Origin of the sequence: Rhodococcus sp. 1168 (genome assembly GCF_002091955.1) — a bacterium.
GTDB lineage: Bacteria > Actinomycetota > Actinomycetes > Mycobacteriales > Mycobacteriaceae > Rhodococcoides.
The window spans coordinates 94,883-119,927 of record NZ_MKKY01000073.1 but is presented as its reverse complement, the minus strand read 5'-3'; the positions used below and the strand labels follow the sequence as shown (position 1 = coordinate 119,927).

Annotated in this window: 22 protein-coding genes; 1 reads left to right on the top strand and 21 read right to left on the bottom strand. The window is 62.7% G+C overall.

Annotated elements, in window-relative coordinates; translation table 11 throughout:
• Positions 1-771 carry an aquaporin gene (locus BJI47_RS16705; RefSeq protein ID WP_088944853.1) on the bottom strand — a complete coding sequence of 257 codons (771 nt, stop codon included), beginning with the start codon at positions 769-771 and terminating at the stop codon, positions 1-3.
• 315 nt (positions 772-1,086) lie between these two features.
• Between BJI47_RS16705 and rpsT the strand changes: the two genes are divergently transcribed.
• Positions 1,087-1,347: a 30S ribosomal protein S20 gene (gene rpsT, locus BJI47_RS16700; protein WP_084344722.1), complete on the top strand. Its 261-nt coding sequence runs from the start codon at positions 1,087-1,089 to the stop codon at positions 1,345-1,347.
• Positions 1,348-1,427: 80 nt separating this feature from the next.
• Here rpsT and holA read toward each other — a convergent pair whose 3' ends face one another.
• From holA to BJI47_RS16600, 20 genes are all read right to left on the bottom strand, one after another.
• On the bottom strand, positions 1,428-2,402 hold the full coding sequence (gene holA / locus BJI47_RS16695; RefSeq protein WP_088944767.1) for a DNA polymerase III subunit delta: 975 nt from the start codon (positions 2,400-2,402) through the stop codon (positions 1,428-1,430).
• A gap of 51 nt (positions 2,403-2,453) precedes the next feature.
• On the bottom strand, positions 2,454-4,019 hold the full coding sequence (locus tag BJI47_RS16690; protein WP_254900645.1) for a ComEC/Rec2 family competence protein: 1,566 nt from the start codon (positions 4,017-4,019) through the stop codon (positions 2,454-2,456).
• Positions 4,016-4,891: a ComEA family DNA-binding protein gene (locus BJI47_RS16685; protein WP_088944766.1), complete on the bottom strand. Its 876-nt coding sequence runs from the start codon at positions 4,889-4,891 to the stop codon at positions 4,016-4,018. The genes BJI47_RS16690 and BJI47_RS16685 overlap by 4 nt, the downstream gene beginning before the upstream one ends.
• 132 nt (positions 4,892-5,023) lie before the next feature.
• Positions 5,024-5,857, bottom strand: coding sequence for a DegV family protein (locus tag BJI47_RS16680; protein WP_088944765.1), 834 nt, complete (start codon positions 5,855-5,857; stop codon positions 5,024-5,026).
• Positions 5,854-6,615 (bottom strand): diglucosylglycerate octanoyltransferase, encoded by a 762-nt coding sequence (gene octT, locus BJI47_RS16675; protein WP_254900644.1) that lies wholly within the window; start codon positions 6,613-6,615, stop codon positions 5,854-5,856. The genes BJI47_RS16680 and octT overlap by 4 nt, the downstream gene beginning before the upstream one ends.
• Positions 6,602-7,267 carry a histidine phosphatase family protein gene (locus tag BJI47_RS16670; RefSeq protein WP_088944764.1) on the bottom strand — a complete coding sequence of 222 codons (666 nt, stop codon included), beginning with the start codon at positions 7,265-7,267 and terminating at the stop codon, positions 6,602-6,604. Before BJI47_RS16670 ends, octT begins: the two co-directional genes overlap by 14 nt.
• Positions 7,264-7,653 (bottom strand): ribosome silencing factor, encoded by a 390-nt coding sequence (gene rsfS / locus BJI47_RS16665; protein ID WP_088944763.1) that lies wholly within the window; start codon positions 7,651-7,653, stop codon positions 7,264-7,266. The genes BJI47_RS16670 and rsfS overlap by 4 nt, the downstream gene beginning before the upstream one ends.
• Entirely contained in the window at positions 7,650-8,423 is a 774-nt protein-coding gene (nadD, locus tag BJI47_RS16660; RefSeq protein ID WP_254900643.1) for a nicotinate-nucleotide adenylyltransferase, read from the bottom strand. The genes rsfS and nadD overlap by 4 nt, the downstream gene beginning before the upstream one ends.
• A 75-nt stretch (positions 8,424-8,498) precedes the next feature.
• Complete coding sequence (locus tag BJI47_RS16655; protein ID WP_088944761.1) at positions 8,499-9,917, bottom strand: VWA domain-containing protein; 1,419 nt, start codon at positions 9,915-9,917, stop codon at positions 8,499-8,501.
• A gap of 1 nt (position 9,918) precedes the next feature.
• Positions 9,919-10,806, bottom strand: a complete 888-nt coding sequence (locus BJI47_RS16650; protein ID WP_088944760.1) for a MoxR family ATPase — start codon at positions 10,804-10,806, stop codon at positions 9,919-9,921.
• Between the two features lie 21 nt (positions 10,807-10,827).
• Positions 10,828-12,111 (bottom strand): glutamate-5-semialdehyde dehydrogenase, encoded by a 1,284-nt coding sequence (locus BJI47_RS16645; protein ID WP_088944759.1) that lies wholly within the window; start codon positions 12,109-12,111, stop codon positions 10,828-10,830.
• 72 nt (positions 12,112-12,183) lie between these two features.
• Positions 12,184-13,146 (bottom strand): D-2-hydroxyacid dehydrogenase, encoded by a 963-nt coding sequence (locus BJI47_RS16640; RefSeq protein ID WP_088944758.1) that lies wholly within the window; start codon positions 13,144-13,146, stop codon positions 12,184-12,186.
• A complete protein-coding gene (locus BJI47_RS16635) occupies positions 13,143-14,594 on the bottom strand; it encodes an MFS transporter (protein WP_368655901.1) in 1,452 nt (483 codons plus the stop codon). The genes BJI47_RS16640 and BJI47_RS16635 overlap by 4 nt, the downstream gene beginning before the upstream one ends.
• A gap of 98 nt (positions 14,595-14,692) precedes the next feature.
• Positions 14,693-15,916, bottom strand: coding sequence for a M20 family metallopeptidase (locus BJI47_RS16630; RefSeq protein ID WP_088944757.1), 1,224 nt, complete (start codon positions 15,914-15,916; stop codon positions 14,693-14,695).
• Entirely contained in the window at positions 15,913-17,184 is a 1,272-nt protein-coding gene (locus tag BJI47_RS16625; RefSeq protein WP_088944756.1) for a PLP-dependent aminotransferase family protein, read from the bottom strand. The genes BJI47_RS16630 and BJI47_RS16625 overlap by 4 nt, the downstream gene beginning before the upstream one ends.
• A gap of 3 nt (positions 17,185-17,187) precedes the next feature.
• On the bottom strand, positions 17,188-18,402 hold the full coding sequence (locus BJI47_RS16620) for a M24 family metallopeptidase (protein WP_368655904.1): 1,215 nt from the start codon (positions 18,400-18,402) through the stop codon (positions 17,188-17,190).
• A 251-nt stretch (positions 18,403-18,653) separates the two neighbouring features.
• Complete coding sequence (locus BJI47_RS16615; protein WP_254900641.1) at positions 18,654-19,379, bottom strand: GntR family transcriptional regulator; 726 nt, start codon at positions 19,377-19,379, stop codon at positions 18,654-18,656.
• 15 nt (positions 19,380-19,394) lie between these two features.
• Complete coding sequence (locus tag BJI47_RS16610) at positions 19,395-20,855, bottom strand: NAD-dependent succinate-semialdehyde dehydrogenase (protein WP_088944755.1); 1,461 nt, start codon at positions 20,853-20,855, stop codon at positions 19,395-19,397.
• Positions 20,852-23,770, bottom strand: a complete 2,919-nt coding sequence (locus BJI47_RS16605; protein WP_088944754.1) for an FAD-binding and (Fe-S)-binding domain-containing protein — start codon at positions 23,768-23,770, stop codon at positions 20,852-20,854. Before BJI47_RS16605 ends, BJI47_RS16610 begins: the two co-directional genes overlap by 4 nt.
• Positions 23,767-25,032 (bottom strand): aspartate aminotransferase family protein, encoded by a 1,266-nt coding sequence (locus tag BJI47_RS16600; protein ID WP_088944753.1) that lies wholly within the window; start codon positions 25,030-25,032, stop codon positions 23,767-23,769. Before BJI47_RS16600 ends, BJI47_RS16605 begins: the two co-directional genes overlap by 4 nt.
• Between the last annotated feature and the right edge of the window lie 13 nt (positions 25,033-25,045).

Sequence of the window (25,045 nt, the reverse complement as noted above, 5' to 3'; positions counted from 1 at the left end):
TCAGGAATCGAGACGGTTGTACCGACCGAATACGCCGCGGTAGATGAGGGCACCCAATGCTCCGCCTACCAGCGGGAACACGATGAAAAGCCAGACCTGTGAAAGCGCACCGGGTTGCCACGCCGCGACGGCGAGGCTCCGAGCGGGATTCACCGACGTGTTGTCGATCGGGATGGCAACCAGGTGAATGACGGTGAGGGTGAATCCGATCGATACCCCCGCAAGCGGCACGTCGGAGATCTGATCGGTCGACGCCAACACCACGAAAACGAGCAGCGCGGTCAGCAACACCTCGATGACGATCGCGGCACCGATGCCGTAACCGTTCTCCAGCACACCCCCGAGCGGGCCCTTGACGGCGGAGGGGCTGTGCGCACCCCAACCGTTTGCACCGAGGCCGTCCACTTTTCGGTCGTACGCCGGGAGGCTGTTCGCAACTGCGAACAGAGTTGCGCCGGCAATGAGTCCGCCTATTACTTGAGAGAGAACGTAGAGCCCCGCCTTGGCGATCGACAACCGCCCGAGTAACAACTGCCCCATGGTGACAGCGGGATTGACGTGGCAACCGGAGATCGGGCCGATCGCATAGACGAGGAACAGCAGAGTGAGACCGAAAGCGAGTGCAACACCTAGGTTTCCGACCTTGTCCCCCGCGAACACTGCCGTCCCGACGGCGGTGAATACGAGCACGAAAGTGCCGATCGCCTCTGCGACATACTTTTTCGTGTCGGAGATTACTTCCGGTTCCGCATACTCCTGTGCTGTCGACATGCCACCACCTTGTTGAAAGGGATTCACGACCACATCCTGTCGAGCAGTAGGTTACGCCAATTGCATGACCTCCACCACACCTTTAGGTATTGGGGTCGGCACTGCCGGAAGAGTCCGATCGACCCTCCGACGGGATCGGTCTTCCAGCCTCCACCCTCGGCATCCATGCCGCGAGCGTGGCCGATTTCGGTTATGACTGCCGGTGCTGGTATTCTCGATCTTCGGCGCAGGGCTCAACAGCTCGGCAGCATACTTCGGGCATTTCAGCATGGATCGCCCTGACCGGAATACCGACGAAGACAGAAGGATTTACGCGTGGCAAACATCAAGTCCCAGAAGAAGCGGATTCTCACCAACGAGCGCCAGCGACTGCGCAACCAGTCGGTGAAGTCTTCGCTGCGGACGGTCATCCGTTCCTTCCGTGATGCCACTTCGACCGGCGACAAGGACAAGGCCTCGGCATTGCTCCTCACTGCAGCTCGCCAGCTCGACAAGGCAGCAAGCAAGGGCGTCATCCACAAAAACCAGGCGGCCAACAAGAAGTCGGCACTGGCTCTCGCGGTCAACAAGCTCTGATCTTCTCGTATCGAAAGAACCCGCTCGGATCGCCGAGCGGGTTCTTTTGCGTCGCCACTCGGGTGCGGAGCAGGACTGCGTTACCGACTGCCCAACTCCGCCACCACTGACACTGCATGTTCGACGGCGTAGTCGAAGTCGGCGGCCTGCCCCTTCACGTCGGCATTCAACTGCGCCACGATCTGCAAGGCTTCTGCGATCGATCGACCGTTCCAGGTGCGGGCCTGACCTTGGGCCTTCTTGATCTTCCAAGGCGGCATGCCCAGCTCTCCTGCCATCCGGAACGGATCTCCGCGTCCTGCTGACCCCACCAGCGCAATGGTGCGCACGGCATCTGCCAACGCATCGGCGAGAAGCACGTGCGGCACACCCCGGTGTTGGGCCCATCGCAAGGCCTCCAGTGCGCCGGGACGGTCCCCCGCTACTGCCTTGTCCGCGACGTCGAAGCCGGACACTTCTGCTTTGCCGGAGTAATACCGACGTACAGCGGCGACATCGACCTTGCCACCGGTGTCGGCAATCAACTGCGAACATGCCGCGGCTAGTTCGCGGAGCTCGGAACCGACCGACTCGACGATTGCATCGACCACGTCACCACTGACCCGGACCTGTGCGGCGGTGAACTCGCGTTTGACGAAGTCCACTCGCTCGGACGCCTTGGTCAGCTTCATGCACTCGTGGGTCACGGCACCGCTCTTCTGCAGCGATCCGACCAGAGCCTTTGCGCGGCCACCGCCGGAGTGCATGACGATCAGCACCGCGCCGGCCGGCGGATCCGCTGCCGCATCGACCACGATGGCCATTGCGTCCTTGCCTGCTTCGGCGGCGGCCTCGAGCACCACTACTCGATCCTCGGCGAAGAGTGACGGGCTCAGCAGCTCGGCCAATTCCGGGGCGCTGGCGTCGCCGGCACGAAGCTTCGTGACGGGAAGATCCTCACCGGGTTGTTGAGTCGATCGGATCTGCCCGACGATCGACGCCACTGCGCGGTCCATCAGCAACTCCTCGTCGCCGAGGACGAGATGGAGGGCTGCAGGTGGAGTATTCGCATTCACATGTGCGATCGTGCCATGCCGGTCCGACCTTTTCCGAACTCCACGCACCTCTCACGACCGAAGTCCCGTGAGCCAGAACAACACGAGGACTACGCCGAGACCGCCGAGGATCCAGCGGGCCAGCTGAAAGCGCAGTGCAAGTATCAGGACGGTGAGCGCACCGACCACCGCTGCGGCGCCGGGAACACCACTGGTGATCTCGAACCCGGCCCCGGGCACCGACGCTGCCCACTGCGCGACGGAGATCAACCACCACAGTGGCGCTGATGCCACCAACACGATCAGCGATGCCACACCGGTGGCGAAGCTCGCTACGACGGCCACGATCGCACCGATCACCGTGATCGGCGCCACGAGTGGAGCAACGGCTACGTTCGCCACCACACCGACCGCCGAGAAGGTGCCCGACATCGCTGCCACCACTGGCGCCGTCACCGCGTGGGCGGCGGCCGCCACTGCCACGATTTCGGCGCTCGCTCTCCCCCATCCATGTCTGCGCAGCCAATCCACCCACACCGGCGCCAAGACGACCAAACCTGCCGTCGCCGATACCGACAGCGCGAATCCGAAATCCACGGCAAGGTTCGGCCACCAGGCGATCAGTCCGAGTACCGCGGTACACAAAGCTGGAACCGCTTGACGCCTGCGTCCGGTGACAAGTCCCAGCAGTCCGATACTTCCCATTACTGCCGCCCGCAGGACACTCGGAGACGGACGCGCGATCACCACGAAGATGAGCAGAACGAGAGCGCACACCAAAGCCGTTGTGCGCGGGCCCGTTCCGATCCCCCGAGCGAGCAGAAGGACAGCACCGAGCAGAATCGAGAAGTTCGCGCCGGAGACCGCCGTCAGATGAGTCAGACCAGCAGCCCGGAAATTGTTCGCTATCTCTTCCGGCAGCGCGGACACGTCGCCGACCACCAGCCCCGGTAAGAGACCGCCCCGGTCCGGTGGCAACGACGTCGACGCTACGAGGGCGAGATTCGATCGAACATGTCCAGCGGCCGCCGCGAGGAATCCGGGTTTCGAGACCGAGGTCGGCGGTCCGTCGACTCGCACCACGGCCACGGTGAGGTCCGCACGGTCCGGTACGGACAGCTGCCCGCGCAGCGTCACCTCTTGGCCTGGTACCAGGTCGTCCCAACCGTCGGCAGGTGCGATGACCAATATTCGTCCACCGACACGGTGTGGTGCGCCGGCAATATCCACCTGCCTCAGCTCGCCTCGGACCGTCACGGTCTCGGGCCCAGCGGACCGCGACGACCGCGGATCTTCACGCACGGTCACGGCGGCGCTGACCCAAGCCTGCCGTTCCGCGGCTCGACCCACCGGGCTTGTCTCGAACACTCCGACGTGAATCGCGGCCGCTGCAGCGAAGCACGCTCCCAGAGCGAGCATCGCCACCACACCTGGCACCACTCGCCGAACCGAGCCGGACTGTTCCAAGACCCGTGCAGTGCCGGCTACACCGAGCACTGCGGCGGCAACACCGAGCGCAGCGGCAAGAATTGTTACCGCTGCAGCACCGGCCAACACTCCGAACACCATCGCAGCCCAACACAGCAGAGTCGACGGAACCAGCCGAAAATCGTAGGGACGGATCTCCGGCTCCGTCACACGAACACCTGACTCCGGAGCTTCTCGAGACGAACGGGGCCGATACCGTCGACCTCACCGAGTTGAGCGACATCGGTGAACGGCCCGTTCACCTCACGCCACGAGACAATGTTCGCAGCGGTCACCGGGCCTACCCCCGAGAGGGCATCCAGCTCGGCAACCGTGGCGGTATTCAGATTCACCGTGCCGCCACTGGAGCTACCGGACACTTGCGCTCCGGCCGGCCCCGACTTCTCCGCTGCATTCGAACTTGCCTGGGCGCCCGAGGTTCCCGACGCAGCGGACACAGTTCCGCTCACCAGAGGCCGCGGATCGGGCGGAATGAACCCCACTACGATTTGATCTCCGTCGCTGACCTTCGCCGCCAGGTTCAGCGCCATGACGTCAGCTCCGTCGAGCGGACTTCCCGCCGCGGCCAACGCATCTGCCACCCGTGAGCCGGGCGGCAGATGGATCAAGCCGGGAGACGACACAAGACCGACCACACTGACTACGACGTCTGCCGCAGGAACCGGTTCCGATCCTTCGGTGGGGCGCCCGGGCTTCGGCGGTGTCGCAGCAGCCCCCGACTCGCGCGTGACCACCGGAAGCGGTGGTACCGGAACGACTTCCGCCGAATCGCGAAGAAATCCGTAGCCGGCCACAAGAACGACGAGGAGACCGACTCCGCACAATGCGAACATGCCTTTTCGTCCCGGATCGAACCTGGCACCTCGCCAACGCTCCGGAAGATACGGCGAGAGTGCCGTCGTGCGCCCTTCTTCTACATCGAGCCAATTATGCTGTGTCGGAGCATCATCGATCCCCTCGTCGGAATCGAGATCGCTACCCGAACCAGCCAGTGATCGCAGTCGCTCTTCGGGTCTTGCCATGTCACGGACACTAACGATGGCGACATCACTTCGGCACAGAATTGCGTGGTCACCGATTGCCCTGTGGAACAAGGCCTCGCCTGTGGACAACACCCCTCGCGCAACCGCAAATTTCGTGCGACAGGACGGTGATCACCCCTGGGGACACACCGCGACGCCCACTGCGCCTGGACCCACGTGAGCACCCACAACTGCTCCGAACGGCAACGTTTCCAGCGTGTCGATCTGCGGGATGCGGTCGGCGAGCATCGAAGCGACAGTCGCCGCGCGGGCCTCGCACTGCATGTGGTGAACCGTGAGTGCAACACCCGTCTCACCCGATACTGCGGCAACCGCTTCGACGAGCTTGCCGAGTGCCTTCGTCGAGGTGCGAGTTTTCTCTTTCAACACGAGCTTTCCGTCCGCGAGGTGGAGCACAGGCTTCATGGCAAGTGCCGTTCCCAACAACGCTGCCGCTGCGCCGATCCGCCCGCCGCGGCGCAAATGATCGAGCCGATCGACCACGATGAAGCATCGCGTCCGGGCCGACACCGCCGCTGCTTCTGCATAGACCGAATCGAGAGTGCCGCCGCCAGCAGCAACACGCGCGGCCGAAAGCGCGGCATAACCAAGTCCCATGGCCACAGCAGACGAATCCACGACGCGGACGCGATCGCCCAGTTCAGCGGCGGCTTGCCGCGCCCCATCCCAGGTGCTCGACAGTCCACTCGAGATATGAACGGCCACTACTCCTGCACCGCCACTTCGCTCGAGTGCCGCGCCGTAGAGTTCGACCAGCTCGCCAGGCGAGCAGCCTGCGGTGGTCACCGGCCCGCCCGCGGCAAAGTCCGTGGGAATGTCGTCGACACTTTCACGGAGATCGACGCCGCCGACGAATACGTGCAGTGGTGCGATCGTGATACCCGCGCTGCGCGCGACACCAGGTTCGAGGCACGCCGAAGAATCGGTCACTACCGCGATGGTCATGGCGCGGTTGCCTGGGTCTTGCGAAGTTCGACCAGCATCGCTTCGGCTACGGCGACGTGGGCGTCCCAGCCCCAGTGGATCCCGTCCGGGTTGGCATTGTCGGAGTAGATGTTCTCGCGGACTGCTTCGGCAAGGTCGACCAAGGGGACGCCTGTGCTCTCACTCCAGGTTCTTAGTGCGCGCTCGGCTGCTGGTCGACCGGCATGGACCTTGCCGTATGCGTCGCTGCGATGCACGGAGGGCAGTGTGCCGATGACGGGAAGCTCCGGCCGAACGTATGCCAAAGCCGCGCGTGCCTGCTCGAGATAATCGACACTCAGCTTCGGTGGCAGCGCTACCGGCCAACGCAGATGTGCGAATCGCGGTTGTACCCACTGATATCCCGCTCGAACTACCCTCCGCAGCGCAGGTGGGCGGACGTAACGAATTTGCTCACGTAGTGCCGTCGGCAACGGTGACGGCAGAGAATCCATTCCGCCCACACCGAAAACGACTGCACCCGCTTTCGGGATGGCAGCCCAGACCCGCGGATCCTGGGTCAGAGCCCACCACACGTCACGACTGGTCCAGCCGATTCGGGCAACCAACTCGACCCGCCATCCGAGCTCGGCCGCGACAAGGTTCGGCCAAATTCTCGGATCGTCTACCGGCAGACCACCTTTGGGCCCGAAATAGCTGAGCGAATCGGCAAGCACCAGCAGTACCGGCGGAGCATCTTTCTCAGCCGCAGGCGGGGCGTAGTCGTCAGAGGATGTCACTGGCCACTCGCGCCGATGCATTCCAGACATCCAAGCGCCAACCGAGGGCTTCGCCCTCTCCGTGACTGCTCAGCTGTACCCAACTCGTGTTGGAGAGACCACCGAGAACCGGCCACCGATCGACCGGCAGGTCGAGTAGCGACGCGGTGAGAGCGGCGATCAATCCGCCGTGCGCAACGAGCACGACAGGCCGATCGGAGCCGTCGGCCCCCCACTCGGGTAGCTGCGCCAGAAGTTCTTCGACGACGGGCACACTGCGGCGGGCCACGTCGATACGGCTTTCACCCCCCGGTGGAGTAATCGACGCATCGGCGCGCCACTTCGAACGCGCTCCCGGTGCTTGCGCATCGACATCGAGGTGCGTGAGCCCCTGCCACTGACCCAGGTGCGTCTCACGCAACCGCGCGTCGGTCGAGACCGGCAGGCCCGAAGCTTCCCCGAGCGCGACGGCGGTGTCGAACGCGCGAGCAAGGTCCGAGGAGACCACGCGCAGCGGCGAACGCATCGCCAGTTCCGCTGCCGCAGTTTTGGCCTGGGTCCGCCCCAGCTCGGACAGATCGGTATCGAGCTGGCCTTGCATCCTGCTCGTCGCGTTGTATTCGGTCTGACCGTGGCGCAGCAGGATCAAATGCCGCTTGACGGCAGCGCTCACTGCTCCGTTTCCGGTTCAGCGCGCTCGCCGAGCCCCGGAACCTCCACAGTCGGGCAGTCCTTCCACAAACGCTCGAGGGCGTAGAAGTTGCGCTCGTCCTCGTGCTGGACATGGACGACGACGTCCACGTAGTCGAGCAGTGCCCATCGACCCTCGCGGGTGCCTTCCTTGCGCACCGGTTTGAAACCGGATTCACGCAGAGTGTCTTCGACGCTCTCCACGATCGCGTTGACCTGTCGCTCGTTCGATGCCGAGGCAATCACGAAGCAATCGGTAATGAACAATTGATCCGATACATCCAAGACAACCACGTTCGTTGCGAGCTTGTCGTCGGCTGCGAGTGCCGCAATTCGCGCCATTGCGACGGCCTCGTTTGTTGCAGTCACTTGACTTCTCTCCCACTGTTCAGGCTCGAGTCCTCGGTCACTGCGCTGGTGACGGACTCGGCCGGTTGCTGTTTTTGTGGCGCAGGCTCCGACATGGTGACGGAGCCGTCGAGACGCTGTGCGCCCCTGGGTCGGTATAGGTTTCTCTTCGAGATGTACTGCACCACGCCGTCGGGTACGAGGTACCAGACCGGGCGATTCTCGCTTGCCCGGAGCCTGCACTCGGTAGAGGAGATTGCCAGTGCAGGGATCTCGATGAGCGTAAGCGCATCCGGTGACAAGTCTTGCAGGTGATCCGCCAGGTGCTCGACACCCAATTCGAACCCCGGTCGCGAGACGCCGACGAATTTCGCCAGTTCGAAGAGTTCCTCCCAGTTCTGCCAGGTGAGGATACTCTCCAGCGCGTCGGCTCCGGTGATGAAGTACAGCTCCGCAGTGGGATGCTGCGCACGAAGGTCACGCAGGGTGTCGACGGTGTAGGTGAGCTTTTCGCGATCGACATCGACTCGGCTGACCGAAAACCGCGGGTTGGAGGCGGTAGCGATCACTGTCATCAGGTACCGGTCCTCGGCCGGACTGACAAGCTTGCCTTCTTTCTGCCACGGCACACCGGTCGGAACGAAGATGACCTCGTCGAGATCGAACGTATTCGCAACTTCGCTGGCCGCCACGAGGTGCCCGTGGTGGATCGGATCGAAGGTTCCACCCATCACGCCCAGCTTTCGGCGCGCTGCCGATTCGGTGGCCACGGCCGGAGATGGTTGCTGCACGATTGTCGAGCTTACTTCGCCCCGGCAATGCGTCGTCGGCCAGACACCGTCCGGAGGTCCCGGTGAGCTCGAAGATCACACAGGCAGCAGTCTCGACACGATGTCGGCCAGCTGTTGCGCCGAGCGGCATTCGTACATGTTGATGACCTCGCGATAGACATCGGCGGCAGAGTCGCCGGACCCCCATTGCCCGATCGGCTCCGGGTTGAGCCAATAGGCGTGCTTGGCAACCGACACCGTGTGGGCCAGGGCGGCGACCTTCGGATCACGGTAGTTCGTCCGGGCATCACCGAGTATCAGCACCGAGGTCCTGGAGGTGACGGATTGGGCGAATCTGTCGTCGAAGGTCTGGAACGCATTTCCGTAGTCCGAGTGCCCGTCGAAGGTGATCAGATCGGACTCGCGGATGATCCTCGACATCGCAGCGCCCAGATCGGCACTGGAATCGAAGAACTGTGTCACCTCGTCGGTGGAATCGATGAAAGCGAAGATGCGGACCTTCGAAAACTGCTCGCGGAGGGCATGCACCAACAACAACGTGAAATGGCTGAAGCCGGCAACCGAGCCCGACACGTCGCACATCACCACCAGTTCTGGCCTGGCGCGACGGGGCTTGCGCTGCACGAGATCGATCGGTACGCCGCCGGTGGACATGGATTTACGCAGGGTCCGACGCAGGTCGATGGAGCCGGCGCGGCTTCGGCTGCGTCGCGCGGCGAGCCTGCTGGCAAGAAGCCTGGCAAGCGGTGTGACGCTGCGTTTCAGTGCCACCATTTCGGTGTCGGACGCACGTAGAAAGTCGACTTCCTCAGCCAACTTGGGAACGCCGTAACTTGCTACTCGCTCGCGTCCGAGTTGCTCCGCTGCGCGACGCCGGGTTTCGTTGTCGATCATCTTGCGAAGGTCGGCGATGCGCGCTGCAGCGGTGCGCTTGGCGACCTCGTCCTCGTACGGCGACGAGGACCGGTCCGAACCGGTCTCCGCGTTACCGAGAAGACCTTCGAGAATTTTGCTCAGCAACGTATCGGGTGCGACGTCGCGTAGCGCTTGATACGCAGAGAACGACGGCCCGTTCGTCGAGGTGTACTGCCCGAGCTCCTCGACCATCTGTGCGGCGAGCATTTCGGTGAGGCTCACCGCCTCCGGGCTGCCGTCGACGAGCAGTTCGGTGATGAGTTCGCGCAGTGCAGTGATGTCGACTTCGCCGTCGGTCGTGCGCGGAAGGGCAGTGTCGATCTTCCCCGAGTCGCGTTGCCCTGACGCCGCTGGAAACCACAGGTCGAAAAGAGCGTCGAACGTGTCACGATGCGTGGGCCGACGAAGGAGTGAGCATGCAAGACCCTCGCGGAGCGCTTCGCGGTCCAGAATATCGAGCACCGAGAGCACTCGACCTGCGTCGATGGTTTCGGACGGCCCGACCGCGATCCCACGTTTACGCAACGCGGTAACGAAATCCACGAGGTGTCCAGGCAGACCGTGCGGAGGTGACTGCATGTCAGTTCAGCCGAAGCTCGGCCGCAGCTTTGATCTGGTCGGATTGGTGTTTGAGAACGACGCCGAGGGTGGCTCGGACCGCGTCGTCGTCGAGGGTGTCCATGCCGAGTGCGAGGACCGTGCGACCCCAATCGATGGTTTCGGCCACCGATGGAAGCTTTTTGAGTTGCATCGCGCGCAACACTCCGATTGTGCGCACCATCTGTTCGGCAATCGCTTCCGGAAGCTCCGGCACTCGACTGGCGAGGATCCGCAGTTCCAGATCGGCGTCGGGGAAGTCGAGATGCAGGTACAGGCAGCGCCGCTTGAGCGCCTCCGACAACTCACGTGTTGCGTTCGATGTCAGGATGACGAACGGCTTCCGCGTTGCAGTGATGGTCCCCAATTCGGGAATGGTCACAGCGAAATCGCTGAGTACCTCGAGCAGCAAACCCTCGATCTCGACGTCCGCCTTGTCCGTCTCGTCGATGAGCAAAACGGTCGGATCCGCGCGTCGAATGGCCTGCAGCAATGGCCGAGCCAGCAGGAACTCTTCGGAAAAGACGTCCAGCTTCGTCTCGTCCCAATCCTGATGCCCGGCCGAGCTCGACTGAATGCGCAATATCTGCTTGGCGTGATTCCACTCGTACAGCGCTCGTGCCTCGTCGACACCTTCGTAGCACTGCAGTCGAATCAGTTCGGCGCCGGTCGATTGAGCGACGGCACGGGCAAGTTCGGTTTTCCCGACTCCTGCCGGGCCTTCGATCAGAAGTGGCTTGTCCAGTCGATCGGCAAGGAACACCGATGTTGCTGTGGCTTTGTTCGCCAGATAGCCGGTCTCGCCGAGCCGGGTGACGACGTCGTCGACGCTTGCGAACAGCGGCGGCGACGTCGGTAGTGCTCGATCCACGTCTGCTCCTTCTGCTTCTTCTCAGACCGCGCGGGTATGTCCTTCGCCCCAGACGGTCCATTTGGTGGAGGTCAGTTCCGGCAGGCCCATGGGCCCGCGAGCGTGCAGTTTCTGCGTCGAGATTCCGATTTCTGCGCCGAACCCGAACTGCTCTCCGTCGGTGAATGCTGTCGACGCGTTGACCATCACGGCTGCGGCATCGACCCGGGTGGTGAACTCTCGGGCCGCGCTGAGGTCTGCGGTCACGATTGCTTCGGTGTGTCCGGTGCCGTATTCGTCGATGTGCGCGATGGCCTCGTCGATACCGTCGACGACCTTGAGTGCGACGTCGAGGGACAGATATTCCTCGGACCAGTCCTTTTCGGTGGCAGGCACGAGTCCGGGTCGGTCGCCGTGCACGACGACGCTATGGCTCTGGAAAGCCTGTAGGAGCTGTGGAACGGCGGTCTCGGCGATTGCCGCATCGACCAGGATCGTCTCTGCTGCATTGCAGACGCTGACGCGTCGAGTTTTCGAATTGAGAACGATCTTCTCGGCCATGAGAAGGTCGGCCGCGGAGTGGATGTAGATGTGGCAGTTACCCACTCCGGTCTCGATCGTCGGCACCGTTGCATCTCGCACGACAGCCGAGATCAGACCTGCACCCCCGCGCGGGATCACGACATCGACCAGCCCTCGCGCCTGGATCAAATGTGTGACGGAGGAGCGATCCGCGCTGGGAAGCAGTTGCACTGCGTCGACAGGAAGACCGCTTACTGCCAGCGAATTCTGCAACACCTGGACCAGTGCGGCATTGGAACGGGCGGCAGACGAAGATCCCCGCAGCAGCGCCGCATTTCCTGATTTGAAGGCAAGTCCAAACGCATCGACCGTGACGTTGGGGCGGGCCTCGTAGACCATTCCGACGACGCCGAGGGGTACCCGTACCTGGCGAATCTCGAGTCCGTTGGGCAAGGTCGAACCACGTACGACGCCGCCGATGGGGTCCGGCAGCCCTGCGACCTTCCGTAGTCCGGCAGCGATCCCGTCGATACGTGCGTCGGTGAGTCGAAGTCGGTCGAGCAGTCCTTCGTCTGTTCCGGCGGCGCGCGCGGCGTCGACATCGGCAGCATTCGCGGCCAGCACCTCGGGGACTGCAGCCAGCAGGGCATCCGCTGCGGCAAGCAGCGCAGCGTCCTTGGCTGCGGTCGTCATCAGCGCCAATGTCCTCGATGCCACGCGGGCGCGTCGGGCCGCGGCGTGGACCTGCTCACGCGTATCGAGTTCACCGATGGTCGCGTTCGCCGAAACAGGTGTGACCGTCATGCCCTACACAGTAGCCAGCGGCTTCTTCCATCAAGATGCGGTGCCCGTGAAACGAGGATCCTCAGCGTGACGCTACGGAACGAACCCCAACTTCTTGTCGACGACGTTCCGAAGTTCCTCCGCGTGCGCATATCGGTGAAAGTTGGACACGAAGACTTCGGCCAGTTGCCTCCGCCACCCAGTGGCATCACCGCTCATGTGCGGCGTCACAACAAGGTTCGCGGTGGTCCAAAGGGGATCGTCCGGCGACAGTGGTTCGCTGTCGAAGACGTCGAGCGCTGCACCGGCCACGTGTCCGCTACGCATGTAGTTCACCAGCGCATCGGTGTCGAGCAATTCGCCCCTACCGACGTTGATAACACGCACACCCGGCTTCGCTGCAGCCAGAACGCTCGCGTCGACGAGTCCTCTGGTTGCCTCGGTCAGCGGGGCGACCAGAACGAGATAGTCGACGTCGTGCACGACGTCGGCGAGGTCGAAACTGGCGTGAACGACGCCGAAATCGACATCTCCTGCCCGTGCCGTTCTACCCACGCCCGACACCGTCATACCTACCGCCGACAACAACCGAGCAATTTCACGCCCGATTGCACCGGTACCGACGATCATTGCGTGTGCAGTATCGATGCGCTCGGTCTCACGATGCTTCCAGACTCGCTGTCGCTGCAGCTCGGCTGATTCGGACGAATGCTTGGCAAAACCCAGAATGTGGGCGAGCACGAACTCCGCTATCGGGCGATCGAATACTCCTCGCGAATTCGTCACCACCACATCCGAAGCCACGAGATCGTCGAACATCAGGGAATCGACGCCCGCGGCAGCTATGTGGATCCACTTCAGATTGTCGAACCGATCCCACACTTGCCGCACGGCGGGCGAGAAAAAATCCCACAGCAACAGAACGTCCGCCCCGGACACCGCATCACCTAGGGAGTCCACTGTGGCGTAGCGCAGGTCGGCCACAGCGGCTACTGACTCGAGGCCTTCGGGGACATTATCGGCGTGAAATATCACGACGACGGGCCGGGTTGTCATTTCGATTTGTATCCAACCAGTTCGATGCCCTGAGCGGCCAGCTCGGCGTCGTTGTCACCGGGACGCTGATTTCCGCGAAGCGAACGCCCAGCCGTCTCCGGCATCAGAAGAATCGGCACGAATGCGATAGCCGCGGCCAGCATCATGTACCAGCCCGGGATCAGGTTCGATCCGGTCCGGTCGATGAGGAATGTCAGAATGAGTGGAGCTGTACCACCGAAGAGTGAAGTGGACACGTTGTAGCCGATTGCAAAGGCGCCGTAGCGAACCTGTGTCGGAAAAAGCGCCGGCAACGTCGAGGATACGCAAGACAACATGATCACGAGAAGAATTCCGAGCCCGAGCAGACCCACGGTCTGTCCGACGATGCCGGTATTGATGATCAGCAGAAACAGCGGAACACTGAACACGAAATAGCCAGCACAAGCAGTGAGCAACAGCGGCTTTCGACCGACCCGATCGGACAAAGCACCGATCGGATTGATGATGGCCATCAAGATCAGCATGATGACGACAAGCGTGAAATTCGACTGTGTGGTGCTGTGCCCCAACGTGTCGCTGAGGTAGGACGGCAGGAAGGTGAGCACCGTGTAGTACGCAATATTGAGTAGCAGCACGAAACCCATGAGGATGAGGATCCGTTGCCAGTAGGTCATCGTGGACTTCAGCGAGGCGATCGCTCCGCCCTGCGAGCCTTCCGAGATGGTCTCGCCGTCGGCCTTGGCCTCGGCGAATACCGGTGAATCTTCGAGTCGGGTACGCAACCACAGCGCGACCATGCCGAGAGGAAGAGTCAGCAAGAACGGTATACGCCAACCCCAGGCCTCCATGGTGTCGTCTCCGAGCCCGAGGTTCAGCAGGGTGCACAGCGTCGCGCCTGCGACAGTGCCTGCCAGCGTACCGAATTCGAGAAACGAGCCGAAGAAACCGCGACGCTTGTCGGGCGCATACTCCGCCATGAAGACAGCCGCACCACCGTACTCACCGCCGGTCGAGAATCCCTGCACCAGGCGGCATACCAACAAAAGAATCGGAGCGAAGATCCCGATGCTGTCGAAGGTCGGCAGTATGCCGATAGCCGCGGTCGCCAGGGACATCATCGTCACGGTCAGGACGAGCACCTTTTGACGACCGATTCGGTCACCTAGAGGTCCGAGTACGACCCCACCGATCGGCCGAATGATGAACGATGCCGCCAGAACTGCGAATGTCGACAGCAGGCTCGCTCCCCCATCCTCGGATGGGAAGAAATTCGCAGCGATGTACACCGCCAGGTAGCCGTACACGGCGTAGTCGAACCACTCGACGGCGTTGCCCAGGGCAGAACCACCGATGGCGAGGTGGAGAGTCTTGGTTTCTTTCGGGGTCAGTTCCTTGGTGTTCGGCGGATACCCGGTGATCGGGTGACCAACTGCATCTACAGTCGGGCTTTTGGGTGACTGTGTCACTGTCCAATACCTCTCGCTTTGTGAACAAATGGAGCGTCGGGTTGGTCCTGTGCAGCGATTCACGTTACTTGCGCGTAAGTCTCGGTTTCTTACAACCCCTACGTTGCCGCCATAACACCTGGTAACGCCACACTTCTGCACGCAATCAGTGCATACGCCGCTGCGCTGTCACACAATTGGCGCACCGACACGGACTCGTCGGGCTGGTGGGCCTGCAATTCGATCTCACCCGGACCCAGCACGATGGCGGGAATACCCATGTCTCGCACAATGAAACCGCCGTCGCACGACGCAGTCCAGATATCGGTGCCGTGATGACCGGCGGAATCGGCCACTGCAGTGACAGCCGATTGAACGATGTCGGAGTCCGTGCTGGTGAGAAAGCCTGGCATCTCCATCGAGACGTCCACTGCTACTTCGATCCCGTCGCCGATGATCCCGGCGGCGAGAATACGTCGATGCAGCTGTGCTGCCACGACATGGGCGTCTTCTCCTGGCAGCAACCGCCGGTCCACCGTGATCACAGCACAGTCGGCAACCATCGAGGTACCGGTTCCGCCGGAGACAGTTCCTACGTTGAACGTTGCCGCTCCCAGCACCGGATGGGCGTCGGCGCGTAACTCCTCGCCCATCGAATCGATGACCACGATGATCCGCGCGGCCGCCGAGATTGCGTTACGCCCGTTGGACGGCCGCCCCGCGTGAGCCGAACGACCCCGAACGGTGATCTCGAGATTCGCCGCACCCCGACACCCGACGATGGTCATCAGATCCGTAGGTTCGGCGACAATACACCGAGAATAGCTACGGCGCATGGTTGTTCGCACAAAGGATCGAATCCCCAGTCCGGTATCTTCCTCGTCGACCAGACACGCCAACGACACGGGTGCTGAACCTACTGCACCGCAACGCTTCAGGGCGGACATAGCGACTACGACGGCCGCCAGTCCCCCCTTCATATCGCATGCGCCCCGTCCGTACAGTCGCCCGTCGCGCACTGTGGCCGCGAAGGGATCTCTCGACCATCCGCCTCCCGCCGGTACGACATCGGAGTGCCCGAGAAACAACACACCAGGTTCTTCGCTTCCCCCGACCGACACCACGACGTTCGGCCGTCCCGGTGCAACGTCGTCGATCTCGATGTCGAACCCAAGCCGGCGACAGGTGTCAACCAGCACTCTGGCTACGGATTCCTCGGTACCACCGGGGTTTTCTCCCCCCGCATCGATCAGCGCCGACCCCAGCGCCACCAGCTCACCTTCGTCGATCGCAGCCAGTACCCGAGCCTCCAGTTCGGCTTGACTGTTCGATCTCCCCGTCATCGAGTGGAATCGGCATTTCGTCGAATGGCATGTGCGTTCCGCGGCGCGGAATCGAGGGATCGAATCGAGAGGGATTTGTCCACTGCCGCTGCCAACCGCTTGACGCCCTCGTCGATACGCTCGGGCGAGGAGGATGCAAAGCACAGCCGCAGGGAATCTTCGAATTTGCCGCCGACCGACAACGCCGGGCCGGGTATGTAGGCAACGCCTTCGGCAAGAGCGACTTCGAACAGCGCCTGCGTGGACAGCGCTGCGGCGTCGCCTCTCAGTGTCGCCCAGAGAAAGAAGCCGCCTTCCGGGTCGGTACTCGAGATCCGATCGCCGAAGTACTTGTCGAGACTGCGTTGCATGGCGATTTTGCGTGGGCGATACACCGCACTCAACGAACGCAGGTGCGTCGCGAGGTGTCCACGTCGGATGAATTCGGCGATCATTCGTTGCCCCGGAAGGTTGGTGCACGTGTCCATCGCCTGCTTGGCGTTGATCAACAGCTGTCGCGCCTCGGGCGCCGCGTCGACCCAACCGACCCGAAGCCCGGGGGCGATCATCTTGGAGAAGGTCCGCACGGAGAACAGGAGTGGATCGTTCGGGCTCAGAGATTGGAAGCTCGGGATGTGGTCACCCTCGAATCGGAGCAGACCGTACGGATCGTCGTCCAGAATCACCGAGCCCCACCCGTGCGCCAATTCGAGCAGTAGTTTCCTTCGCGCCAGTGACATCGTTGTGCCCGAAGGGTTTTGAAAGTTCGGAATGACGTAGATTATCTTGGGCAGCCGGCCTGCGGCCTCGACCAGATCGGGCAGCGCCTCCACCACGAGACCGTCGGCATCCATCGGTGCTTCGAGCACGTCGCCACCGTAGCTCAGGACGGTAGCGGTCCCGTTGGTGTACGTGGGACTTTCGACGATCACGAGGTCGCCGGGATCGACGAACAACTTGCACGCGAGATCGAGGCCCTGCATGCCACCGGAGGTGATGACGATGCGCTCGGCAGAGGACGGTTCACCGACCGAATCGAGATATCCCAGAAGCGCGTCGAGCAAACCCGGGTCCCCCTCAGTGGCCGCGTAGTCCATCGCGTCGGCCGTGAGGACGGTGGCGGCGATCTCGGAAAATAGCTCGGCTGGAACGGTTTCCGTAGCAGGAGAGCCCATCGCGAAACGAACGATGTCGTGCTTTTGAGCAGCGAGAAGCGATGTCGACGAGTCGATCACCGATCCCACCAGCTTGTCGGTGCGCAGGGCCCACGGAATAGTGGTGGCGATCATGTCTCACTCCTTCGTCAGTAGTTGCCGCGGGTAATCGGTAAATGTCTCCACGCCGCGTTCGGTCACGCGAACCGCCTCGGATACTTCGTATCCGTAGTCGTCCATCCACATTCCTCCGATGATGTGGAACGTCATGTTCTCGGTCAGGACCGTGTCGTCGTCGGTTCTGATGCTCACTGTCCGCTCGCCCCAGTCGGGTGCGTAGGCGATGCCGATCGAGTACCCGATGCGCGACGGCTTGTGCAGTCCATGCTTGGCAAGACTGACGTTCCATACCTGAGCCAGTTCGGTCGTACTGGCACCGGCGCGGACGGTGTCGAGCACCTCGTTCAGCGCCTCACCGGTGGCATGGGCCAGGTAGTCCAGTTGCTTGCTCGGCTTACCCAGAACAATCGTTCGGGCCATCGGGATGTGGTAACGCCGGAACACCCCGGCAAGTTCGACCACCGTGGTCTCGCCTTCGACGAACACCTGATCCGACCAGGTGAGGTGAGGAGTGTCCGCCCCTGCCCCGGTCGGCAGCATCGGCACGATCGCGGGATGGTCGCCACCGAAGTCGACTGTGCCCTTGATCTGGGCATTCATGATCGCCGCTGCCGCGTCGCACTGCCGCAGTCCGACGCCGATCGATTCGAAGGCCGCACCCATCGCCGACTCGCACACCTGTGCGGCACCCCGCATGAGTTCGATCTCGGCCGAGCTCTTGACCACGCGAACCCAATTGATCAACTCGAACGAGTCGGTGAACTGATACTCGGGCAGAGATTTCACCAAGGCTTCGAACGCTTTGGGGCTGAAGTAGTAGGAATCCATCTCCAAGCCCACCAGGCCGTGGGAGAAGTTGTTGACCATTCCCAATTCACGCAACTTCTGTGCAACCCACACGAACGGGTGTGTCTCCTTGCGCTGCACGAATGTTTCCGGATACCCGAACGTCTGCTCCCGAGGAAGCCAGGAGGTACGAAATGCGCCGTTGGCATCCATCTCCCTGGCGAAGAAGTACAGATTTCCCTCGAGCGGCACGTACAGAACTTGCGGTGTGTAGAAGGAGAGCGCGTTGTAACCCAACAGGTAGTAGAGATTGGACGGGTCCGTGACTATCAGCGCCGTGAGATGCTGCCGGGCCATTCGCTCTCGCACCGTGGCCAGGCGATGGGAGTACTCGTCTTCGGTGAACGTGATCGGCGTGCTGTTGGGAAGGTCTGCATACTCCGCCAGCCCGGGAGCATGGCGTGGACCGACAGCGCTGGTGAATGTGACTGCTGGTTCGACTGGATTGATCGGTTCGACTGGGAGCCCGGACTCGTTCACTCGTACCCCCTTTCGGGGCGTCGCGGGAGGCACTGAGACCCCACGTGCATTTTGCAGATTGTTAACAATCAGGCTATGCGGACGAGTCCTGGTGCTGCAAGAGAACTCGTGTTACTTCTTCGTTTCGATCAGTCGCACGCAATCCACCCCGCGCAAGCTCAGTCGGCCGCGGCGCCGACGCGGCCGCCGAGCCCATCAGTGGCCGCCTCTGCCTGCATGGACCGACTCAGGTCCTGAATCGCAGTGTCCATGTGCTCGTGCAGACCGGCTTCGAGTGCAGCCCAATCCGAACCCAGGAGTAGGTCCACCAACAATTGATGCTCCTCGACCAACGCCTCGGGCCGGAAGTAGGCCGTCTCCAGGTTGGTCATACAGATGCGCGCCTCCGCTGCCAATGTGGCGTACATCCTCGACATCCGACTGTTCGACGTCGCAGCAACCATCGCCGTGTGGAACGCCAGGTCCCGCTCGGCCAGACCGAACCAATCCGCTGAGTCGATGAACGGTTGCATCTGGTCGACGATTGCCGACAACTGAGCCGCCGTCGCCTTCAGGACGGTGATCTCGCCGTGGACGAGCGTCCATGCGGCACCGACTTCGATCGCCGCGCGGGCCTCGTATATCTCGGCGACGTCGTCGACGCTGAGCTCGACAACGAACACACCGCGATTTCGGTAGCTGATCAACAGGCCTTCCTGATTCAGCCGCTGGAGCGCTTCGCGAACCGGACCACGCGAAATCCCTAGCTCGGCAGCAACATTGGCTTCGTTGATCTGCTCGCCCGGTGTGTAGGATCCGTCGATGATCCGATCGCGAATCTGATCGGCTATCACCATCGACGTATTGCGGGCATCGATCGGGGTCAGTCTTCGGGAACCTGACATATGCAAAACCTCCTGCTAGGACCTCGGGATTACGAAGTATTTGTATTCCAAGAACTCGTCGATACCGACTTTGCCGCCTTCACGGCCGAGTCCGGACTGCTTGACGCCGCCGAACGGGGCAGCGGGGTTCGATACGAGACCGGTGTTGATGCCGACCATCCCCACTTCGAGCCGCTCCCCCATACGCAATGCGCGATCGATGTCCTGCGTGAAAACGTAACCCACAAGCCCCCATTCGGTGTCGTTGGCAAGCGCGATCACTTCGTCCTCGGTGTCGTACGGAACGATCGCGGCAACGGGTCCGAAGATCTCGGTCGACATGAGATCGGACTGGGAGTCGACATCGTCGAGCACCGTTGGAGGGTAGAAATAGCCTGGCCCAGAATCTTCCTGCCCACCCACCACCGCCCGAGCACCGCGCGCGAGCGCATCGTCGACGAGTCGTTGCACCTTGGCGCGGCCGCTGCGATCGATGAGCGGCCCCACTTCCACACCCGCCCTACTGCCGGCACCGACTGTCAAGGCACCCATGCGAGCAGCGAGCTTGGCAGCGAAGTCCGTGGCAAGCGATCGGTGGACGAAGAACCTGTTGGCTGCAGTGCAGGCCTCGCCCATGTTGCGCATCTTGGCCACCATCGCACCGTCGATGGCCCGGTCGAGATCAGCGTCCTCGGCGACGATGAACGGGGCGTTCCCGCCGAGTTCCAGCGACGTCCGCATCACGGTCGGAGCTGCCTGCGCCAACAAAATTTTCCCGACGGCCGTGGAGCCGGTGAAGCTGATCTTCCGGGCCGAGCCGCTGGCCATCCACGATCCGACGACTCCTGCGGCGTCGGTCGTCGGGACCACGTTGACGACGCCGTCGGGAACCCCTGCTTCGGCGAGGATGGCGGCCAGCGCTAGCGCAGTCAGCGGAGTCTGTTCGGCCGGCTTGAACACCACCGTGCATCCTGCGGCAAGCGCGGGGCCGATCTTTCGGGTGCCCATGGCCAGCGGAAAGTTCCACGGCGTCACCAGAATGCTGGGACCGACCGGGGCTCTGGTGACGATGATGCGGTTGTTTCCATCGCCGGTCAGCGTGTGGTCGCCCGAGATGCGGACTGCCTCTTCGGAGAACCATCGAAAGAACTCTGCGCCGTACGCGACCTCGCCTCGGGCGTCGGCGAGCGGCTTGCCCATCTCGCCGGTGATGATGGCAGCCAATTCCTCGGTCCTGGCGATGATCAAATGGAATGCACGAGAGAGTATTTCGCTTCGCGCCCGTGGCGCCGTCTGCGCCCAGGACTCCTGCGCTGCAACGGCCGCCGCCATCGCAGCCTCGGCATCGCTGATGTCGGCATCGTCGACCGCGGCGATCACTTCGCCGGTTGCAGGATCGACGACGTCGAACTTCCTCCTGCTGTTCGCTGTTCGCCAGGACCCGCCGATGAACAGCTGGGTCGGCGAGGTGATGGCCGGGCGCGTCATGGACGTCATAGCTGATGCCCCTTCCTGGGGGTCTGTGTCGAAGGTGCGGGATCGAGGAGTTGCGCGAGGTGCATCGAGGCGGACGCGCTCTGATTGCCGGTCAGTTGGCGCACCTGCATGTGACAGCTGAAGCCGTCGGTCAGGATCGGCCTGGTCGGATCAGCGCGTCGTACCGCTGGTGCCAGGGCCTGTTCTGCGACTTTCATGCTCATGTCGTAGTGATCCGGTTCGAAGCCGAAGTTGCCTGCCACCCCGCAGCAGCCGGTCGCCTCGTCGACGCTGCCGATCCCCGCGGCAGCAAGCGCCTTTCGCTGCGTGGCTTCGCCGAACACCGCGTATTCGTGGCAGTGGGTCTGCACGGTGACTGCTTCGGGGACGTCGGCCGACGGGCTCCACCCCGCGGCGGCCTGCTCTATCACCGCACCGGCGAAGCTCTGCACCCGTGCGGCGACCCGTCGAGCCGCCTCGGTGCCCACGAGTTCGGGCATATCCTTGCGGAGCGTTGCCGCACAGCTCGGTTCGGTTACGACGATCGGCCGATCGGTGCCATCATCGAGTGCGGCAACGGTTCTGCTCAACTGCTTCTTGGCGGTTGCCAGCTGCCCCGTCGAAATCCACGTCAACCCGCAGCACACGTCGGTCCTGCACTCTGATGTCCGGTTGCCCTCGGCGAGAACGCGAACCGCAGCTCCGACGATTTCCGGCCGAAACCCCTTGGTGAAGGAATCGACGAGCAGTACGACATCACCTCCCGGCGCGGATCCCTCTGTCTGCGTGCGTAGTTCCCGTCGAGAGGCGAACCGCGGCAACGATCGCTTGGTCGTGAGACCGCCGACTCTGGCCGCGATGATACCGGTTCGCGGAGTCATTGCGCGGTTGAGTACCGGTGCCACAATCGACGTCACTTTCAACCAGCGTGGCAACCAGCCCAGTGAGTAGTGCGCCATCGGGCGCAACTTCCCCGCGTAGTGATGATCGAGAAATTCCGACTTGTAGGTCGCCATGTCCACCCCGACGGGGCAGTCGGTTGAACAGGCCTTGCAGGACAGACACAGGTCGAGCGATTCCTTGACATCTTTCGAGGCCCACCCTGCCGCGACCGTCGCGCTACTGCGAACCATGTCCTGAAGGACGCGGGCACGCCCACGGGTCGAATCCTTCTCGTCCCCGCTCGCGCGATAGCTCGGACACATGACGCCACCGGAGGTGGACCGGCAGCGCCCGACACCGACGCATGCCTGGGTGGCGTGCACGAACGGATCCAAGTCCGGCTTCGTTCCGATCTGATGCAGCTCGAAGGTCGTCTTCCATTGACGGTTCGGAACACCCTGCAATGCAAGATCGTTCATCATCGGCATCGGATCGACGATGCTGCCCGGATTGAAGATGCCCGCAGGATCCCAGATGCGCTTGAACCGCGCGAACGCGTCGAGCATCGAGGTCGAGTACATGATCGGCAGCAGTTCCGACCGCGCCCGACCGTCTCCGTGTTCACCCGACAACGAACCGCCGTGCCGGACTACCAGTTCGGCTGCCTCTTGCAGGAAGGTCGCCATCACTGCTCTTCCTGCGTCACTGCGTTGGTCGAAAGTGATACGGACGTGCATGCACCCGGCGCCGAAATGTCCGTACATCACCCCGGTGAGCGAATGCACGGCAAGAAGGTCACGGAACTCTGCGAGGTACGCGGCCAAATTCTCGGGTGCAACCGCGGAATCCTCCCAGCCGGGCCAGGATTCACCACCACCGCCGGCAAGACGCGCCGACAAACCCGCGCCATCCTCCCGCACCCGCCACAGCGACTTTCGTTCAGCAAGGTCTGCGACGATGCGCCCATCCTTCAACCTGCCGAGCTCACGTAGGCGCTCGAGCAATCGGCCAGCCTTGTCCTCGACTTCGGCGACGTTCTCACCATCGAGATCGACGTAGAGCCAGGCGTTTCCCGAAGGCAACCCTTGGACCGAGTCCGCTCCCCTTCGGTGCTGCATCGTCTCGACGATCTTCTCGTCGATCCCTTCGACCGCCGCCGGCGAGAACTCGAGGATCGTCATGACGTCCTCGGCTGCTTCGACGACATCGGCGTATCCCAAACTCAACAGCAGCGCAGCGGGCGGGACAGGAACGAGCGCGACGGTCGCGGCGACGACGATCGCGCATGTTCCTTCGCTGCCGACGAGGGCACGGGCCACGTCGAAGCCGTTCTCCGGCAACAACGTCGACAGGTGAAAGCCCGAAACCTGGCGCGGAATCCGACCGAGTTCGAGTCGGAAGTCGGCCAGATTGTCGGAAACAAGCGTATGGAGTTCGGAGGTGATCCTGGCCGCTGCGGCGACGGCGACAGCGTCGTGAGGATCGAGGGCCGTGACACCGGAGCGTGTCGCCCGCAACACCACCCCGTCGACGGTGACCAGGTCGAGAGCGATCGTGTGGTCTGCTGTACGGCCGTACCGCACCGAATGATTGCCGCAGGCATCGTTGCCGATCGAACCACCGACGGTTGCTCGTGATTTGCTCGATGGGTCGGGGGCGTAAGTCAAAATGCCGCCGGTCGCCCCCGACACGGTCTCGGCGAGGTCCGAAAGCACGATCCCCGGCTCGACCACGGCCGACTTGGATTCGGCGTCGACCGAGAGCACGGTATTCATGTGCCGCGAGAAGTCCAGGACCACACCCTCACCGATCGCGTTGCCTGCCATCGATGTTCCTCCGCCGCGGCTCACGATCGGTATGTTGCCCTTCACACACGACTTCACTACCGCGCACACGTCCGCGGTAGTGCGAGGAAACACCACGGCGACCGGCGGCACGCGGTAGTTCGACGCGTCGTACGAATACTCGGCCAGGCGCCGCGAGGTCACATCGACGTCGACCCCCGCCCTGCGCAGTTCGTCGAGGACCGGTCCGACGCCGCCGATCACCGTCACAGTGCGCGCTTCAACGTTCGGGCGATGGCATCGAGCCCCTCGGCAACTTCGTCGTCGGTGACGACGAGTGCAGGAATGACTCGTACGACATTGCCGAACGCCCCGCAGGTAAGCAACAGCAACCCTTCCGATATTGCGGTCTGCTGGACGCGGCCGGCAGCAGCGGCGTCGGGTTTGCCGTTCTCGTCGACGAATTCGAGGGCCTGCATCAGACCGAGTCCGCGCGCGTCGCCGATCGCCGAGTACTGCGCTTGCAGTGCCACCAGGCCGTCGAGCAGCACGTCGCCCTGTCGGCGCGCGTTCTCGACGAGTCCTTCGTCGCGGACGACGTCGAGCGTGGCCACCGCGGCAGCAGCGGCGACAGCGTTTCCGCCGTAGGTACCACCCTGCGATCCCGGCCACGCCTTGGACATGAGTTCGGTCGACGCCGCGATCGCCGAGATCGGGAATCCAGAAGCCAGGCCCTTGGCCGTGATCACGATGTCGGGGGTAGCAGTGGAATGCTCGTGGCCCCAGAATTTTCCGGTCCGTCCGACACCGGCCTGGACCTCGTCGACGATGAAGACGATCCCGTGCTCGTCGGCGCGGCGACGCAGACCTTCGAGGAACGCGGGTGGAGTGGGCAGGTAGCCACCGTCGCCGAGCACCGGTTCGATGATGAATCCAGCGGTGTCTGCCGGGCTCGAAATGGTTGCAAGAAGGTAGTCGAGTTCTTGCAAAGCGAAAGCGATAGCGGTGTCCATGTCCCAGCCGTAACGGAAGGCATGTGGAAACGGTGCGATGTGCACCCCGCCCATGATCGGAGAGAATCCGGACCGGAACTTGGTACCGGCGGTGGTGAGCGATGCCGCAGCAACGGTGCGTCCATGAAATCCGCCATGAAATGCGATGATGTTCGGTCGACCGGTTGCCATGCGCGCCAATCGAATCGCGGCCTCGACGGCCTCGGAGCCGGAGTTGGCGTAGAAAACACTGTTGAGTCCGGCAGGCAGAAACTCTCCGAGTTTGTCGGTGAGTTCGAGCAACGGCTTGTGCATGACGGTGGTGTATTGCGCGTGGATGATCTTGCCTACTTGATCACGTGCCGCTTCGACGACGCGCGGATGACAATGCCCGGTGCTGGTGACACCGATTCCCGTGGTGAAGTCCAGATACCGTTTTCCGTCGGTGCCGTAGATCCAACTGCCCAGTGCGTGGTCCACGACAACCGGAGTCGCTTGCTTGAGTGCGGGGCTGAGGTGCGTGCGTGTCGGCGCGGTCATGCGGTCCATCGTG

Bases quoted from the DNA above. Each gene is read 5' to 3' on its own strand.
- BJI47_RS16615 (WP_254900641.1), bottom strand. From the start codon at position 19,379: ATGTCAGGTTCCCGAAGACTGACCCCGATCGATGCCCGCAATACGTCG.
- BJI47_RS16600 (WP_088944753.1), bottom strand. From the start codon at position 25,032: ATGACCGCGCCGACACGCACGCACCTCAGCCCCGCACTCAAGCAAGCG.
- BJI47_RS16645 (WP_088944759.1), bottom strand. From the start codon at position 12,111: ATGACGGTCACACCTGTTTCGGCGAACGCGACCATCGGTGAACTCGAT.
- BJI47_RS16640 (WP_088944758.1), bottom strand. From the start codon at position 13,146: ATGACAACCCGGCCCGTCGTCGTGATATTTCACGCCGATAATGTCCCC.
- BJI47_RS16655 (WP_088944761.1), bottom strand. From the start codon at position 9,917: ATGCAGTCACCTCCGCACGGTCTGCCTGGACACCTCGTGGATTTCGTT.
- BJI47_RS16630 (WP_088944757.1), bottom strand. From the start codon at position 15,916: ATGACGGGGAGATCGAACAGTCAAGCCGAACTGGAGGCTCGGGTACTG.
- BJI47_RS16685 (WP_088944766.1), bottom strand. From the start codon at position 4,891: ATGGCAAGACCCGAAGAGCGACTGCGATCACTGGCTGGTTCGGGTAGC.
- BJI47_RS16610 (WP_088944755.1), bottom strand. From the start codon at position 20,855: ATGACGTCCATGACGCGCCCGGCCATCACCTCGCCGACCCAGCTGTTC.
- BJI47_RS16705 (WP_088944853.1), bottom strand. From the start codon at position 771: ATGTCGACAGCACAGGAGTATGCGGAACCGGAAGTAATCTCCGACACG.
- BJI47_RS16625 (WP_088944756.1), bottom strand. From the start codon at position 17,184: ATGATCGCCACCACTATTCCGTGGGCCCTGCGCACCGACAAGCTGGTG.
- BJI47_RS16680 (WP_088944765.1), bottom strand. From the start codon at position 5,857: ATGACCATCGCGGTAGTGACCGATTCTTCGGCGTGCCTCGAACCTGGT.